Source organism: Rhodococcus pseudokoreensis (assembly GCF_017068395.1).
GTDB lineage: Bacteria > Actinomycetota > Actinomycetes > Mycobacteriales > Mycobacteriaceae > Rhodococcus_F > Rhodococcus_F pseudokoreensis.
The window spans coordinates 4,297,440-4,313,318 of record NZ_CP070619.1 but is presented as its reverse complement, the minus strand read 5'-3'; the positions used below and the strand labels follow the sequence as shown (position 1 = coordinate 4,313,318).

Here is a 15,879-nt window from a genome sequence, read left to right as displayed (position 1 = left end):
GAAAATAGAAGTAACGGTGTGCCCCGGATTCGGAAGAGTCCGGGGCACACTGCTGTGCGGACCCGGAATGGGTGAGGTTACCCTTACTTCATGACCGCACTCGATCCCGGAGCCCGTGACCGTCTCGACCCGCGCAGCCGCGTGGCGTCCCACCACCGGACGGGGGAGGGAACCGCGCGGATCGGTTACCCGATCGGAGTCCGCACGGTCACGGTCCGCGCGCGCGAGTACGTCACGCCCCGCATGGTGCGCCTGACGATCGGGGGTCCCGGACTCGACGGGTTCCACACCTATCAGGCCGACGATCACGTCAAGATCGTGTTCCCCGACGCGGACGGCACCCGCCGCATCCCGGTGGTGAACGACGCCATGATGCTCGACTGGCCGCGACCGCTCCCGACCAGCCGGAAGTACACCGTCCGGCGCTACGACTCCGACGCCCGCGAACTCGACCTGGACTTCGTGCTGCACGAGGGCGGGCTGGCGTCGTCCTGGGTGACGACGGTCGAGATCGGCGACGACGTGACCATCGCCGGCCCGCCCGGCGCGAAGGCGTTCGCCCACAACTTCGACCACTACGTCTTCGCGGTCGATTCCACCGCGCTGCCCGCGGTCGCGCGGTGGCTCGACGAGTCCCCGGCCGACGTGTCGGCGCACGTCGTGATCGAGACCGACGACGCCGTCGAGCACGGCTACCCGCTGGCCGCGCGCGCCAACGTTGACGTGACGTGGCTCGTTCGCGACGGCAGCGAGTCCGCCCTGGCGTCGACGGTGCAGGCGCTCGCGCTGCCCGAGGGTCGCACGTTCCTGTTCGCGGCCGGCGAGGCGAACGACATCAAGCCGCTGCGCGCGTGGAGCAAGGACCGGATGGAGTCGCTGTTCACGGGCTACTGGAAACGCGGAGTCGCCGGTCTGGACGACTGACCGGCCCTACACTCGCACCATGACGACGGTCCGGCCCGCACTCGCCCGCCGAGCGGTCGTCGCCGCGGCGATGCTCGGAATGCTGACGGCGGCCGGTGTCGCGCCCGCGAGTGCGCAGACCCGCCCGCTGCAACCGATCGCCCTGGCGGTGTCGCTGCGCCTCGCCACGGCGGACACGGTGGCGTCCGCCAAGTGGGGCACGCCGTCGCCGATCGACGATCCCGCGCGCGAGGCGCAGGTCCTCGGCGCGGTCGCCGCCCAGGCCGCCGACGAGGGCCTCAGCGCGGCGCGGGTGCAGCAGATCTTCCGGGATCAGATCGAGGCCAACAAGGCGGTGCAGCGCGCGCTGTTCTCCTGGTGGAGTGTCGCGCCCGGTGCGGCGCCCACGGTCCGGCCCGACCTGACGCAGGTTCGCCCGGTCATCGACCGCCAAAACACGGACATCCTCCTGCAGTTGCGTGAACAGGAGGACGTGCTCGCGGGTCCGGGTTGCGTGCCCGCTCTCGTCGACGCCTCGGTCGCGGTGGCGGCCGAACAGCACCTCGACGCACTGCATCAGGCGACGCTGGCCCGCGCGCTCGTGTCGATCTGCGGCGCCGTCCGCGAATGACTGGCCGTTTCGACATGGTCCGGCAAGATTTCGCCAACTAGACTCGGGGCATGATCTCCAAGGTCGCGACACTCCTCCTCGACCGGGTGTCGATGTTCGAGTTCGGTGTGGTGTGCGAGGTGTTCGGAATCGACCGCACCGAATACGGCGTGCCGGCATTCGATTTCCGGATCTGCGGAATCCGCCCCGGCGAACCACTCACGTCGGTCACTCCGGGACTGACGCTCTCCGCCGGATACGGGCTGGACGCGCTGCGCGACGCGGATCTCGTCGTGGTGCCGCCGCCGGGGGCGCAGTCCGGCTTCCCGGAGGAGGCGCTCGACGCCGTGCGGGCGGCCGCGGAGGCCGGTGCCACGGTGCTCAGCCTGTGCTCGGGTGCGTTCCTGCTCGGCGAGGCGGGACTGCTCGACGGGCGCAAGTGCACCACCCACTGGGGGTACGTCGAGGAACTCGCCGACCGGTTCCCGACCGCGGTGGTCGACCCCGACGTCCTGTTCGTCGACGAGGGCAACCTCGTCACCAGTGCCGGCACCGCGGCCGGCATCGACGCCTGCCTGCACGTGGTCCGCCGGGAACTCGGTTCCGCGGTGGCCAACACGATCGCCCGCCGGATGGTCGTGCCGCCGCAACGCGACGGCGGGCAGCGGCAGTTCATCGAGCAGCCGGTGGTCGCGTGTACGTCGGACAGCCTGAGCGTGACGATGGCGTGGATGAGCGAAAACCTCGACTTGCCGCACACGGTCGACGAGCTCGCGGCCCGCTCGTCGATGTCGACGCGGACGTTTGCGCGCAAGTTCGCGGCCGAGACGGGCACCACTCCGGTGAAGTGGCTGACGACGCAGCGGGTCCTCTACGCCCGGCAGCTACTCGAGGGCACCGACCTCGGTCTCGAGGCGATCTCGAGACGCACCGGATTCGGATCCGGTGCGCTACTGCGCCACCACTTCAACCGGGTGGTCGGCGTCGCGCCCGGCGACTACCGGCGCCGGTTCGGCTGCCACACGGCCGAACTCACGCAATGAATGTTCCGATGGCCGGGTTCGCCTGGCAGATCGGGCTGCTGCCGAAGTTGATCGATCCGAACGCCGTGGCCACCACGTTTCCGACGCCGGTGTTCACCGTCGCGGACAGGAACGGGTAGACGCCGCCGAGGTTCACGATCCCCGAGCGTCCGCTGTCGGTGTTGACCCAGGCGACGGTGACCTGCGCGGCTGCCGGGATCGGTGGCGCGGCGGGGTGCGACTCGAAGCGGATGTCGCCGTCGGCGATAGGCGGGACCGCCTCCGGCCCGGACTGCCCGGTGAGCGCCGTCAACGACATCAGACTGCCCTGATTCGGGCATCCGATGGTGAGGGCCGGTCCGCCGAAGGGATGGGGTGGGTCGGCGCCGGCGGGCCCGGCCGTCAGGAGGGCCGCGGTGGCGGCGAGCGGAAACGCGACAACGGCGATGCAGTGGGCGATACGTGTGGCGGTCATGTCTGCTCCTCGGAACGGATCCTCGCGCTGGTGCGCATCTGCCAGCGGGATACCCGTGGTACAAGCCGTGAAACGAAGACAGGACCGTACGCCCGGCGACACCGCGCGCGTGCGCGCCGCGCCGGCCGGGAGTGACGGATCAGTTGGCGGCGAGGGGCTTCGTCGCCGTCGGCGGCGTGGCGTCCTGCGCGTCTGCGCTGTCGAGGTCGCGCAGGTTCGGGGGAGCGGACGCCACCCGCGGCTGCTCCCGGCGGCGGCTCTTGAAGAACACCGCGCCCCCGGCGACAGCGGCACCGATCAGCACGACGATCGCGATGCGACGGCCCTTCCGTGACTTCTTCTCCTCGACCGGCGCGACAGCCGAGGTCAGGGGACGAACGACGTCCTGGGCGACCTCTTTCACCGGTACGGTCCGGGCGCGTTCATAGCCCTTCTTCGCCAGCGACGCCCCCTGCTTGCCGAGGAACACACTGACCTGTCCGGCGCCGCGGGCCGCGGCGAGCGCAGCCGAACGCGCGCAGCGCAGGGCCTGATCGACAGCCTCGGATTCCTTGACCCGAACAGCCGAATCCTCGACGTGGGCCAGCGCGGTCTCGACTCGTTCGGACACCTGCTCCTGCAGGTGCTCGGCGCGTTCGGTCGGAAGCAGATTCGTGAGGGACTCCGTCGCTCGTGTCATGACCCCACTTTGTCACAAGAACCGGCAGCACGAACCGATCCCAAGTACTCGAGTCACGGCGGCGGAACCACGCGGAACCGCACAATGGCAACATGGTGGTGTGACTTCACCTCATCAGACCGCAACCGCAACGCTGCACACCAACCGCGGCGACATCAAGATCGCGCTGTTCGGCAACCACGCGCCCAAGACCGTCGAGAACTTCGTCGGCCTGGCCGACGGTTCGAAGGACTACAGCACCGCCAACGCTGGTGGCACCAACTCCGGACCGTTCTACGACGGCGCCGTCTTCCACCGCGTCATCGACGGATTCATGATCCAGGGCGGCGACCCCACCGGCACCGGCGCCGGCGGCCCGGGCTACAAGTTCGGCGACGAGTTCCACCCGGAACTGCAGTTCGACCGCGCCTACATCCTGGCCATGGCCAACGCGGGCCCCGGAACCAACGGTTCGCAGTTCTTCATCACCACCGGCCCGACGCCGCACCTCAACCGCCGCCACACCATCTTCGGTGAGGTCGTCGACGAGGAGTCGAAGAAGGTCGTCGACGCCATCTCGACCACGGCCACCGACCGCGCGGACCGTCCGCTCGAGCCGGTCGTGATCAACAGCGTCACCATCGCGTAGGGAACCGCAGCACATGACCAACCCCGGCTGGGGCGGTGCCGCGAACGAGGGCACTCCGCCCCAGCCGCGGTGCGTCCGCCATCCCGATCGTCCCACTGCGCTGTCGTGCAATCGGTGCGGTCGTCCCGCATGTCCCGAATGCCTGCGCGAGGCCGCAGTCGGCTACCAGTGCGTCGACTGTGTCGCCGCCGGGCAGCGTGACGTCCGTGCGGTCCGCAACGTCGCGGGCGCCGTGACGACGCAGCGTGCGGTGCCGCTGGTGACGTACATCCTGATGGCCGCGAACGTCGGCATCTTCCTGATCACCGCGGCGCAGTCCCGCAGCATCATGCAGAACCAGGCGGGATCGACGCTCTTCGCGGACTGGGCGCTGTTCCCACCCGCTGTCGTGGACGGTCAGCTCGTCCGTGTGGTCGGCAGCGGATTCCTCCACTTCGGTCTCATCCACCTGGCCGTCAACATGTTCGCGCTGTGGATCATCGGCCGCGACACCGAACTGGTCCTCGGCCGCGCCCGCTACGCGTTCGTGTACTTCGCGTCGATCCTCGGCGGTTCCGCCGCGGTGATGCTGTTCCAGCTGCACGCGGTCACCGCTGGCGCGTCGGGCGCCGTCTTCGGACTGATGGGAGCGCAGGCCGTCATCCTCCTGAGGTTGCGGCGCAGCCCGGCGCCGGTGATCTCGGTGATCGCCATCAACGTGATCATCAGCATCACCATCCCCGGCATCTCACTGTGGGGGCATCTCGGCGGCCTGGTCGCCGGAGCCGCGGCCACCGCGGCCATCCTCTACGGGCCCCAGCTGCTGGGCGCCGGGAACAACCGGGAGAAGGCCGTCACCGTCGGCTGGATCTGCCTCGGCGTCGTGGTGCTGGTGCCGCTGGCCGTCATCGCGGTCCGCACCCTGCAGCTGCGTGCGAGCTTCGGCTACTGACCCCGGCCCACCAGACGGTGCACCGCGAGGGCATCGAACACGTCCTCCGGAGTGGTGCCGAGATCCCAGCGGCCGAAGATCAGGAGGCGTTCGGTGCCGTCCTCGGTGCGGACGTCGATCTCGAGCATCGGCACCCGGCGGCCCAGCCGCGGGTACCGGACCAGACGCGCCCGGTCGATCTGCGAGCGGGAGTACTCGTGGCGGCCCGTCAGCCGGTGCACCACGATCCCGCCGCCTTCTTTGTCGACGGCCAGGCGTGGGCGCTGCCGGAGTGCGGACGCAGCGGTCAGCAGCAGCCCGAGGGCGGCGACACACACGAGTACACGACCCGCAGGCTCGATCGACACCGAAAGTCCCGCGACCCCCAACGCGAGCCCGCCCACGGCCAGAGCGATCACCGCACCGAGCGGCGTCGACCACTCCAGCGGTGCCTCGTCAGCAGACATCGGCACTCGACCTGCGGCTATCCACAGGGGTTGTCCACATTGGGGATGAATGACATGCGTGTAATTGTGATCGTCAACGCCAGCGCATCGTCATGATCAGCCCGACCACCATGAAGCCGAACCCGATGAGGAAGTTGTAGGCACCGAGGTTGTTCATCCACTCGAGCTGGTCGGCGGCCAGGTAGTAGACGAGAAGCCACACCAGGCCGACCAGCATGAACCCGAGCATCACCGAGACGTACAGGGTGCTCGAGGGGCCGGCCTTCACCTTCACCGGGGTGCGGCTCGCAGGGTTGATCGTGTAATCGGTCTTCTTTCGGACCTTCGACTTCGGCATGACGTCCTCGTTCGTGCGGCTCTACGGGAATGTGGGCAGGTAGATTCGGAAATACCTGCGTGTGTACACGCTAACGTAGCCGCGATTCGTGCGGCGAGGACGAGGGGACGGAAACACCGGTGACCAGGTCGATCTTCTGGCGGATCGCGGTGCTGGTGGTGTGTCTCGTGGCCGGTCTGCTGGTGGCCACCACCCGCCAGGTGTCGCACGGCAACGAGATCCGGGCCGGTGATTCCACCCGGTTGTCCGACCTCGTGCGGAACGCGCAGTCCGAGACCGACCAGGTGGCCGAGGCCCGCGACGATCTGGCGGCCCAGGTGGAGTCGCTGCAGCAGGACGCGGCGGCGTCCGACAGCGGTGTCGCGCAGGCCCTCGCCGACAGCAAGGCGCTCGCCACGGACGCCGGGCTCACACCGATGACCGGTCCGGGCGTCACCGTCACCCTCACCGACGCCCCCCGTGACGCGGACGGCAAATACCCCGTCGACGCGTCGCCGGACGATCTCGTCGTTCACCAGCAGGACGTCCAGAGTGTGCTGAACGCGCTGTGGGTGGGCGGCGCCGAGGCGGTCGGCATGCAGGACCAGCGGATCGTCAACACGTCCGCGCCGCGCTGCATCGGCAACACCCTGCTGCTGCACGGCCGCACGTACAGCCCGCCCTATGTGATGTCGGCGATCGGGGATCCGGCGCGACTGGAGGCGGCACTCGCCAACGAACCCGGAATCCGCGTGTTCAAGCAGTACGCGACGCGGTTCGGCCTCGGCTATTCGGAGGCCGCGTCCGGCCAACTGTCCGTGCCCGGGTACGCGGGCCACTGATCCGAACCGACGCTGAACCGTCCCCGGCCGTGCGAGGGTCGGGGCGGGCAGAATACCCTGCTCCCATGAGGATTCTCGTCGTCGACAACTACGACAGCTTCGTGTTCAACCTGGTCCAGTACCTCGGACAGCTGGGAACCCGGGCCGTGGTCTGGCGCAACGACGATCCGAACCTCACCGGGCCCGACGCGATCGCGGCCGCAGCGGCCGAGTTCGACGGCATCCTCCTGAGCCCCGGCCCCGGCACACCGCAGCGCGCAGGGGCGACGATGGACCTGGTCACGGCCTGCGCCGCGGCAGGCACGCCGCTCCTCGGCGTGTGCCTCGGACACCAGGCGATCGGCGCCGCGTTCGGCGCGACCGTCGACAGGGCCCCCGAACTCCTGCACGGCAAGACCAGCGTCGTCCACCACACCGGCAAGGGCGTTCTCGCGGGTCTGCCCGACCCGTTCACCGCCACGCGCTACCACTCGCTGACCGTCCTGGAAGACACCATCCCGGACGAACTCGAGGTCACCGCTCACACCGACAGCGGCATCGTCATGGCGATGCGGCATCGGGAACTGCCGATCCACGGCGTCCAGTTCCATCCGGAGTCCGTACTCACCGAGGGCGGGCACCGCATGCTTGCCAACTGGCTCACCGTCTGCGGTGACGCCCCGAAGGAATCCCTCGTCGCCACGCTCGAAGCCGAGGTCGCGCAAGCTCTAGGGGCATAGCCCCCGTGCGCCTTTCCGGTAGCTGGAGCAACCAGAAAGGCGCACGGGCGCGGAGCGCCTACCGCGGGATGCCGAGCGCGCCGACACCGACCGAGACGACACCGTTCTTGGTGATCTCCGATCCCGGCGGCTGTTCCTGGCTGATGATCTTGCCGACCATCTCCGGGTCCAGTGTGGACGTCTGCGTCTGATTCACCGAAGCCGACGACCCACTCCAGCCGGCGCTGCGCAGCGCCGCGAGCGCCTGCGACACCGTCTTGCCCGTCAGGTCGGGCATCTCGATGTTGTTGCCGTTCGACACCCGGATCTGGATGGTGTCGCCCTTGGCGGCAGTGGAACCGCCGACGGGATCGGTGGAGACGACCTCGCCCTTCGGCGCACCGGAGTCGATGTTCTGGATCTGCGCCTTGAAACCGGCGCCCTCGATGTTCGCCTGCGCGACCTCGACCTTCTGGCCGGTGACGTCGGGGATTCGGATCTGCTCAGGTCCGGTACCCAGCGTGATGGCGACCTCGGAGTCGAGGGAGATGCTCGCCCCGGAGGACGGGTCCTGCTGGATCACCTTGTCGACGTCGGAAGGGTCGGACGGGGCGCGGGCGACGGCGGTGTCGAGCCGCAGACCGACCGCATTCAGTTCCTGCTGGGCTTCCTGCTGCGTCAGGCCCGCGAGCCGCGGGACCTTCACCTGTTCGGGGCCCGACGACACCTCGAGGGTGATCGTGCTGCCCTCGTCCACCTGCACACCACCGACGGGCCGGGTGGTGATGACGTTGCCGGTCGCCACGACGGCGTCGGGTTTCTGCTGCCGGGAGACGCGGAAACCGAGGTTCTGCAGCGTCGTCTCGGCGTCGTCCGCGGCCTGGTTCGTGACGTCCGGCATGGTCACCTGATCAGCCTTCGAACCCGGGCCCACGGACCACAGGAACGCGCCGACGATGCCGACGACGACGAGGGCGCCCAGCGCCATCAGCGCCAGCCGCATCGGGTTCTTCTTCTTGTCGGGTTCGCCGCCGTCCGTCTTCGACGCCGCGGTCTGCGTGTTGGTCTGCTGGCGGCGGTAGTTCCCGGCGCCGGAGTCGACGGCACCGAGGATCGTGGTGCGGTCCTCGTCGCTCATGACCATCGGCGCGCTGGGGCGCTGCCCGCCGAGAACCCGGACCAGGTCGCTGCGCATGTCTGCGGCGGTCTGGTAGCGGTTGGCGGGGTTCTTGCTCATCGCCTTGAGGATCACCGAGTCGAGCTCACGCGGAATGTCCGGGTTGACCACGGACGGCGTCTGCGGGTCCTCCCGCACATGCTGGTACGCGACCGCGACCGGGGAGTCACCCTTGAAGGGGGGTTCGCCGGTGAGGATCTCGAACAGCACACACCCGAGCGAGTACACGTCGGATCGGGCGTCGACCTGCTCGCCGCGGGCCTGCTCGGGCGACAGGTACTGGGCGGTGCCGATGACGGCGGCCGTCTGCGTCATGGGGCTGGACGCGTCGGAGATCGCCCGCGCGATGCCGAAGTCCATCACCTTCACCGCACCCGCACGGTTGATCATCACGTTGGCGGGCTTCACGTCGCGGTGCACGATGCCGTTGCGGTGGCTGAAGTCGAGCGCCGCGCACACGTCCGAGATGACTTCCATCGCCCGGCGCGGCGCCATCGGGCCCTCGCCGCGCACGATGTCGCGCAACGTGTCGCCGTCGACGTACTCCATCACGATGTACGGCAGCGGTCCCGCTTCGGTTTCCGCTTCGCCGGTGTCGTAGACGGCCACGATCGCCGGATGGTTCAGCGCCGCCGCGTTCTGCGCCTCGCGGCGGAACCGCAGGTAGAACGTGGGGTCGCGGGCCAGGTCGGCACGCAGGACCTTGATCGCGACATCGCGGCTGAGCCGGACGTCCCGGGCGAGGTGGACCTCGGACATGCCACCGAAGCCGAGAATCTCACCCAGCTCGTAGCGTGAGGAGAGGTTGCGCGGTGTCGTCATGGCTGTCCTTGTGGGGTCGGAGTAGTTGACTCCTCCGACGTGGTCGTCGTGGTCGTCGTCGTGGGTGCGGTGGTGGTCGTGGTGGTAGTCGTCGTCGGCTCTGTCGTCGTGGTGGTGGGTGCTGTGGTGGTGGTCGTCGTGTACGGCGGCTCGGTGGTGGTGGTCGTCGTGTACGGCGGCTCGGTGGTGGTCGTCTCTTCCTCGGTCGTCGTCGTGGTCGTCGGCCGCGGTGTCGTCGTGATCGTCCGCAGCGACGAGGTCACCGCCGGCGACGTCGGTTCCTTCGTGTCACCACCGTCGAACAGGACGAGTGCGAGCGCGATGATCGCCGCCAGCAGGATCAAACCACCTGCACCCCAGGCAATGGCCTTCTGGCCGCTGGTCAACCCGCCCTTCTTGCCGTCACCGTTCGGGTCGTCCGGCGGCACCTGCCCGGTGACCGGACCCGCGTACGCGGTCTGTGAGGGCGGCATCATCTGGGTTGCACCGGTCATCGGCGGGGGCAGCACCCGCCCCGCCCCGGTACCCGACACGCCCGGCGGCGGAGGCCGCCTGCCCGCCCGGACCGCCGCGACCGCGTCGGCGAACTCTCCGCCACTGGCGTAGCGGGTGCTCGGATCCTTCGCGATCGTGATGTCGATGAGCTCGCGGATGTTCGGTGGCAGGTCGTTCGGCAACGGTGCCGGCGCTTCCTGCACGTGCTTCATCGCCACCGTGATGGCGCCGTCGCCGATGAACGGGCGCCGTCCCGACAGCGCCTCGTAGCCGACGATGCCGAGAGAGTACACGTCGCTGGCCGCGGTGGCGTCCTGGCCGAGCGCCTGCTCGGGCGCGATGTACTGGGCGGTGCCCATCACCATGCCGGTGCGCGTCACCGGCGAGTTCTCCACGGCCTTGGCGATGCCGAAGTCGGTGATCTTCACCTGACCGGTGGGGGTGATCAGAATGTTGCCCGGCTTCACGTCGCGGTGCACGACTCCGGCGTCGTGCGCCACCTGCAGCGCCCGCCCGGTCTGCTCGAGCATGTCCAGTGCGTGCGGCACCGCGAGACGGCCCACCCGCGCGAGGACGGCGTTCAGCGGCTCACCGTTGACGAGTTCCATCACCAGGTAGGCGGTGGAGTCGCCGGTGGCGTCGCGGACCTCGCCGTAGTCGTAGATCCCGGCGATGCCGGAATGGTTCAGCTGCGCGGTGGTGCGCGCCTCGAAGCGGAACCGTTCGACGAACTCCGGGTCGGACGAGAACTCGGACTTCAGCACCTTCACCGCGACACGACGGTTGAGCCGGTTGTCGGTCGCTTCCCAGACCTGTCCCATTCCGCCCGTGGCGATGAGCCGGATCAGGCGGTATCGATTGGCGATCAGCGCGCCGTTGTTCAGTGCCACAATCAGCCCCCTTGTAGTCCGGCTGCGATGACGGCACGGCCGATAGGTGCAGCCACCGAGCCGCCGGTTGCGGCCAGTGCACGATCTCCGCCGTCCTCGACGATGACCGCGATGGCCACGGTCGGGTTCTGGGCGGGTGCGAATCCGATGTACCAGGCGTGGGGCGGGGTGTTCCGTGGGTCGGTTCCGTGCTCGGCGGTGCCCGTCTTGGACGCGATCTGCACGCCCGGGATCTTGCCCTCGCCGCTGGTGTTGTTCTCGGAGCCGATCATCAGATCGGTCAGGGTAGCCGCCACCTGAGACGACATCGCCTGGCCTTCGGACACCGGGTTGGTGGTCGCGAGGTTGGACAGGTCCGGGCTCTGCAGTTCCGACACCAGCTGGGGTTGCATGCGCACTCCACCGTTGGCGACGGTAGCCGCGATCATCGCGTTCTGCAGCGGGGTGAGCGCCACGTCACGCTGGCCGATGCTGCTCTGGCCGAGCGCGGCGTCGTCGGGGATCGACCCGATGGTGCTGTCGGCGACGGGGAACGGGACGCCGGGCATCTGCCCGCCGATGCCGAGTGCACTGGCCTGGTCGCCGACGGCGTCGGCTCCGGTCTTGACGCCGAGTTCGACGAACGCCGTGTTGCAGGACCGCGCGAACGCCTCCCGCAGCGACGCGGTGGGTGCGCCGCCGCACGTGGAGCCGTTGTAGTTCTCGAGCGTCGTCGACGTGCCGGGAAGGGTGATCTGCGGGGCCGCGGTCAGCTGGGTGTCGGGGGTGGTTCCGGCGGCGAGCGCCGCGGCGGTGACCACCACTTTGAACGTGGAACCGGGCGGGTACGTCTGCGACACCGCGCGGTTGATCAGCGGCTTCTCCGGGTCGGCGTTCAGCGCTTCCCACGCCTGCGTGGTCTCGGTGCCGTCGTGGCTGGCGAGCGAGTTGGGGTCGTAGCTCGGGGTGCTCACCATCGTGAGGATGCGTCCGGTGCTCGGCTCGATCGCCACGACCGAACCGGTGTAGCCCTTCGCCGTCAGCTGGTCGTACGCCACCTGCTGCATGACCGGGTTGATGGTGGTCACCACGTTGCCGCCGCGCGGGTCGCGTCCGGACACGAGGTCGAAGAAGCGACGCCCGAACAGCCGGTTGTCGGAACCGTTGAGGACCGGGTCCTCCGACCGCTCGAGTCCGGTGCTGCCGTACTGCATCGAGTAGAAACCGGTGACCGGTGCGTTGGCCAGCGGGCTCGACGGCGCCGCCGGGTTCGGCGGGTACGTGCGCAGGTACTTGTAGCGGTCGTCGGTCGGCACGGACGCCGCGAGCACCTGCCCGGCCGCCGAGATCTGGCCGCGCTGACGCGAGTACTCGTCGAGCAGCACGCGCGAGTTCCGCGGATCGGCCCGCAGGTTGTCCGCCTTGATGACCTGGACGTAGGTGGCGTTGGCGAGGAGCGCGACCACCATCACCATGACGGCGATCGCGACACGACGCAGAGGTGTGTTCATGAGCGCGGCACCATCTCCGTCGGGGCGTCGGCGATGGGTGCGGGCCCCTTCTTCTTCGGGACGGCCGGCTCACGGGCGGCGTCGGAGATCTTGATGAGGATCGCGAGGAGGAGGTAGTTCGCGAGCAGGGACGACCCACCGTACGACATGAACGGCGTGGTCAGACCGGTGAGGGGGATCAGCTTGGTGACGCCGCCGACCACCACGAACACCTGCACTGCGATCGTGAACGACAGACCGGCGGCGAGCAGCTTGCCGAAGCTGTCGCGGACGGCGAGCGCGGTGCGCAGACCGCGGATGACGAGGATCAGGAACAGCATCAGGACGGCGGCGAGACCGATGAGTCCGAGTTCCTCACCGATCGTCGCGACGATGAAGTCGGTCTTCGCGAACGGCACCTGGGCGGGTCTGCCGCTGCCGAGCCCTGTCCCCGCGACGCCGCCGGTCGCGAGCCCGAACAGCGACTGCGAGATCTGGTAGCCGGTGTTGTTGTAGTCGCCCAGCGGGTCGAGCCAGGTGCTGACCCGGACCCGGACGTGACCGAACAGCTGGTACGCGAAGAAGAAACCGATGCCGAGCAGCCCGACGCCGATCAGCAGCCATCCGACGCGTTCGGTGGCGATGTAGAGCATCACGAGCACGGTGCTGAACAGCAGCAGCGACGTGCCGAGGTCCTTCTCCAGCACCAGCACCCCCACCGACACCATCCACGCGACGAGGATGGGCCCGAGGTCGCGGGCACGGGGAAGGTCGATACCGAACACGTGCTTGCCCGCGGTGGTGAACAGGTCGCGCTTCGCGACGAGGACGGACGCGAAGAAGATGATCAGGAGGATCTTCGCGAACTCGCCGGGCTGAATGCTGAAGCCGGGGAGACGGATCCAGATCTTCGCGCCGTTCACCTCGGAGAAGCTCGACGGCAGGATCGCCGGGATGGCGAGGAAAACCAGTCCCGCGAGTCCGAGGGTGTAGCTGTAGCGGGCGAGCAGGCGGTAGTCCTTGAGCAGCACCAGCACGGCCACGAAACCGGCGATGGCCAGCGTCGTCCACAGCACCTGCTGGTTGGCGTCCGGCGACGGGACGGGCAGCCCGAAGTAGGCGGCGGACTGTGCGTCGGCGAGGTCGAGCCGGTGGATCAGCACCAGGCCGAGGCCGTTGAGCAGCGCGACGATCGGCAGGATCAGGGGGTCGGCGTACGGCGCGAACCGGCGCACCGCGAGATGCGCGATCAGGAACAGCGCCGAGTAGGTGGCGGCGTACTTGGCGAGGTCCCAGGTGATGCTCTGTTCCTGGCTGGCCTCCACCAGCACCAGCGAGATCGTCGTGATCAGGATCGCGAAACCGATCAGGATCAGCTCGGTGCCCCGGCGCGTCGACTGGACGGGGGCTGGCGCGAACCCGCCGGGTGGACTGGGAAACTGCGCCCCCGGTGATGCACTTGCGACCGACATCAGCTAGCCGTCCTGCAGTTCTGACCGGGAACCTGGGTCACGGTCGGCGCCGGGGTGGCGGTCGGGGTCTGGGGTGCAGGCGTCTCCGGTGCCGGCAACGCTGCCGGCGGAGCGGGTGCGGGAGCGGGCGGCGGCGTGGTCTCCGGGACGGGCGCGGGTGCCGGCGTCGGAGCGGGACTCGGCGCCGGGGTGGTCGTCGTGGTGGTGGCCGTCTCCGACTCGCACACCGGAAGCAGATCGTTCTGCGCGAGCCGTGTCATCTGGTTGCGGACGTCGTCGAGCTTGCCCGAGGGCAGCCCGGCACGCACCTGCTCACGGGCGGACGGCTGGAGGTCGTCGACCTCGAGGATGGTGCACCCGTTCGGCGATTCGGTCGGCGACATCAACGTCAGGTCGCCGGAATCGCTGACACAGCCGACGAGATTCGCCTCCTGCAGCGAGTATCCGAGCACCGAACCGGGAACTCCACGCAGCACGGTGACGCGTTCGCCGTCGGCGCCGACGTAGTAGTTGTTGCGGACCAGAGCCCGCCCCACGAAGGCAGCGACGGCGACCACGACGATCAGACCGAGCGCGAGTGCAGCCCACCACATGCGGTGACGCTTCTTCTTCGTCGGCGGTTCCTCGACCTGCGGGACCACCCGCTTCGGGGTGGCACGCGGCGGGCGCATCGCCGCGGCACGTCCCGCAGCCGTGTTGGGCGGCGGCGTGTCCTCTTCGTCGTCGGCGGACGCGGCACCGGCCACGATGGGATGACTCTGCCCGTAATCGAGGTCGATGACGTCGGCGACGACGACCGTCACGTTGTCCGGGCCGCCGCTGCGCAGCGCCAGTTCGATGAGCCGGTCGGCGCACTCGTCCTGTGAGCCCTCCCGCATCGTGTTTTCGATGGTTTCGTCGCTGACCACGTCCGACAGTCCGTCGGAGCACAGCAGATAACGGTCGCCGGCGCGGGCCTCGCGGACCGTCAGCGTCGGTTCGATCTCGTTTCCGGTGAGGGCGCGCATGATGAGCGAGCGCTGCGGGTGGGTGTGCGCCTGCTCGGCGGTGATCCGGCCCTCGTCGACCAGCGACTGCACGAACGTGTCGTCGCGGGTGATCTGTGCGAGGGAGTCGTCGCGGAGCAGGTAGGCGCGGGAGTCACCGATGTGGACCAGCCCGAGCTTGTTGCCGGAGAACAGGATTGCGGTGAGCGTGGTGCCCATGCCGTCGAGTTCCGGGTCTTCCTCGACGTGATCGGCGATGGTGTCGTTGCCCTCGCGGGTGGCGGCCTCCAGCTTGCCGAGCAGGTCCTCGCCGGGCTCGTCGTCGTCGAGATGCGCGAGGGCCGCGATCATCAACTGCGACGCGACCTCACCGGCCGCGTGACCGCCCATGCCGTCCGCGAGCGCCAGCAGGCGGGCCCCGGCGTACACCGAATCTTCGTTGTTGGAACGGACGAGGCCACGATCGCTGCGGGCGGCATAGCGGAGTACGAGGGTCACGGGCGCAACTCGATTACCGTTTTGCCGACCCGTACGGGGGTACCGAGCGGCACGCGGACAGATGTGGTGACCTTGGCGCGGTCCAGATACGTGCCGTTGGTCGAGCCGAGGTCTTCGACGTACCAGTCGGCGCCCCGCGGGGAGAGCCGAGCGTGGCGGGTGGACGCGTAGTCGTCGGTGAGGACGAGCGTGGAGTCGTCGGCCCGGCCGATGAGGACGGGCTGGGTGCTGAGCGTGATGCGCGTGCCGGCGAGGCCGCCCTGCGTCACCACCAGATACTTGGCCGTCTTCGTCTTGCCCAGCGACGGCAGAACATTGCCGCTGCGCGAATATCGGGGCGGCACACGTACGCCGGAGCCGGCGTAGATGTCGCCTCGCAACGCCCGCAGGACGGTCCAGACGAACAGCCACAGCAGAAGCAGGAAACCTGCTCGTGTGAGTTGCAGAATCAAACCTTGCACGGCAGTCCACCTCCTTCTGTGGCCGGAACAGTCGAGATTCCGGCGTCTTTTTCTCGCAG

17 protein-coding genes are annotated in these 15,879 nt (G+C 68.8%); 7 read left to right on the top strand and 10 right to left on the bottom strand.

Annotated elements, in window-relative coordinates; all coding sequences use genetic code 11:
• The first annotated feature begins 90 nt into the window (after positions 1 to 90).
• From JWS13_RS24995 to JWS13_RS24985, 3 genes are read left to right on the top strand one after another with little or no spacing between them, the layout of a single operon-like run.
• The gene (locus JWS13_RS24995) at positions 91 to 924 is read left to right on the top strand and encodes a siderophore-interacting protein (RefSeq protein WP_206008073.1); all 834 of its coding nucleotides are present in this window, start codon (positions 91 to 93) and stop codon (positions 922 to 924) included.
• Between the two features lie 19 nt (positions 925 to 943).
• Positions 944 to 1,534, top strand: a complete 591-nt coding sequence (locus JWS13_RS24990) for a chorismate mutase (RefSeq protein ID WP_206008072.1) — start codon at positions 944 to 946, stop codon at positions 1,532 to 1,534.
• A gap of 50 nt (positions 1,535 to 1,584) precedes the next feature.
• Positions 1,585 to 2,556 (top strand): helix-turn-helix domain-containing protein, encoded by a 972-nt coding sequence (locus JWS13_RS24985; RefSeq protein WP_206008071.1) that lies wholly within the window; start codon positions 1,585 to 1,587, stop codon positions 2,554 to 2,556.
• Here the strand turns inward: JWS13_RS24985 and JWS13_RS24980 are convergent.
• Positions 2,546 to 3,010, bottom strand: coding sequence for a hypothetical protein (locus JWS13_RS24980; RefSeq protein ID WP_206008070.1), 465 nt, complete (start codon positions 3,008 to 3,010; stop codon positions 2,546 to 2,548). The two genes, JWS13_RS24985 and JWS13_RS24980, sit on opposite strands and share 11 nt — an antisense overlap.
• 139 nt (positions 3,011 to 3,149) lie before the next feature.
• On the bottom strand, positions 3,150 to 3,689 hold the full coding sequence (locus JWS13_RS24975; protein WP_206008069.1) for a hypothetical protein: 540 nt from the start codon (positions 3,687 to 3,689) through the stop codon (positions 3,150 to 3,152).
• Between the two features lie 100 nt (positions 3,690 to 3,789).
• Between JWS13_RS24975 and JWS13_RS24970 the strand changes: the two genes are divergently transcribed.
• Both JWS13_RS24970 and JWS13_RS24965 read left to right on the top strand, forming a co-directional pair.
• Positions 3,790 to 4,317 carry a peptidylprolyl isomerase gene (locus JWS13_RS24970; protein ID WP_087554953.1) on the top strand — a complete coding sequence of 176 codons (528 nt, stop codon included), beginning with the start codon at positions 3,790 to 3,792 and terminating at the stop codon, positions 4,315 to 4,317.
• Positions 4,318 to 4,330: 13 nt separating this feature from the next.
• Complete coding sequence (locus JWS13_RS24965) at positions 4,331 to 5,248, top strand: rhomboid family intramembrane serine protease (protein WP_206008068.1); 918 nt, start codon at positions 4,331 to 4,333, stop codon at positions 5,246 to 5,248.
• Here JWS13_RS24965 and JWS13_RS24960 read toward each other — a convergent pair.
• Together JWS13_RS24960 and crgA are read right to left on the bottom strand one after the other, a co-directional pair.
• A complete protein-coding gene (locus JWS13_RS24960; protein ID WP_087554955.1) occupies positions 5,242 to 5,700 on the bottom strand; it encodes a PH domain-containing protein in 459 nt (152 codons plus the stop codon). The genes JWS13_RS24965 and JWS13_RS24960 overlap by 7 nt on opposite strands.
• Positions 5,701 to 5,767: 67 nt before the next feature.
• On the bottom strand, positions 5,768 to 6,031 hold the full coding sequence (gene crgA, locus JWS13_RS24955) for a cell division protein CrgA (protein ID WP_005249082.1): 264 nt from the start codon (positions 6,029 to 6,031) through the stop codon (positions 5,768 to 5,770).
• Positions 6,032 to 6,150: 119 nt separating this feature from the next.
• Between crgA and JWS13_RS24950 the strand changes: the two genes are divergently transcribed.
• Both JWS13_RS24950 and JWS13_RS24945 read left to right on the top strand, forming a co-directional pair.
• Positions 6,151 to 6,852, top strand: a complete 702-nt coding sequence (locus JWS13_RS24950; protein ID WP_206008067.1) for a DUF881 domain-containing protein — start codon at positions 6,151 to 6,153, stop codon at positions 6,850 to 6,852.
• Between the two features lie 65 nt (positions 6,853 to 6,917).
• Positions 6,918 to 7,571: an aminodeoxychorismate/anthranilate synthase component II gene (locus JWS13_RS24945; RefSeq protein WP_087554957.1), complete on the top strand. Its 654-nt coding sequence runs from the start codon at positions 6,918 to 6,920 to the stop codon at positions 7,569 to 7,571.
• 58 nt (positions 7,572 to 7,629) lie between these two features.
• On the opposite strand, the gene pknB is transcribed toward JWS13_RS24945, so the two are convergent.
• From pknB to JWS13_RS24915, 6 genes are read right to left on the bottom strand one after another with little or no spacing between them, the layout of a single operon-like run.
• Entirely contained in the window at positions 7,630 to 9,549 is a 1,920-nt protein-coding gene (gene pknB, locus JWS13_RS24940) for a Stk1 family PASTA domain-containing Ser/Thr kinase (RefSeq protein WP_206008066.1), read from the bottom strand.
• The gene (locus tag JWS13_RS24935) at positions 9,546 to 10,934 is read right to left on the bottom strand and encodes a protein kinase domain-containing protein (protein ID WP_206008065.1); all 1,389 of its coding nucleotides are present in this window, start codon (positions 10,932 to 10,934) and stop codon (positions 9,546 to 9,548) included. Before JWS13_RS24935 ends, pknB begins: the two co-directional genes overlap by 4 nt.
• A gap of 2 nt (positions 10,935 to 10,936) precedes the next feature.
• Positions 10,937 to 12,424 (bottom strand): penicillin-binding transpeptidase domain-containing protein, encoded by a 1,488-nt coding sequence (locus JWS13_RS24930; protein ID WP_206008064.1) that lies wholly within the window; start codon positions 12,422 to 12,424, stop codon positions 10,937 to 10,939.
• Positions 12,421 to 13,875, bottom strand: a complete 1,455-nt coding sequence (locus tag JWS13_RS24925) for an FtsW/RodA/SpoVE family cell cycle protein (RefSeq protein ID WP_206008063.1) — start codon at positions 13,873 to 13,875, stop codon at positions 12,421 to 12,423. The genes JWS13_RS24930 and JWS13_RS24925 overlap by 4 nt, the downstream gene beginning before the upstream one ends.
• Positions 13,875 to 15,359: a PP2C family protein-serine/threonine phosphatase gene (locus JWS13_RS24920; RefSeq protein WP_206008062.1), complete on the bottom strand. Its 1,485-nt coding sequence runs from the start codon at positions 15,357 to 15,359 to the stop codon at positions 13,875 to 13,877. Before JWS13_RS24920 ends, JWS13_RS24925 begins: the two co-directional genes overlap by 1 nt.
• Positions 15,356 to 15,820 carry an FHA domain-containing protein FhaB/FipA gene (locus JWS13_RS24915; RefSeq protein WP_087554963.1) on the bottom strand — a complete coding sequence of 155 codons (465 nt, stop codon included), beginning with the start codon at positions 15,818 to 15,820 and terminating at the stop codon, positions 15,356 to 15,358. The genes JWS13_RS24920 and JWS13_RS24915 overlap by 4 nt, the downstream gene beginning before the upstream one ends.
• Between the last annotated feature and the right edge of the window lie 59 nt (positions 15,821 to 15,879).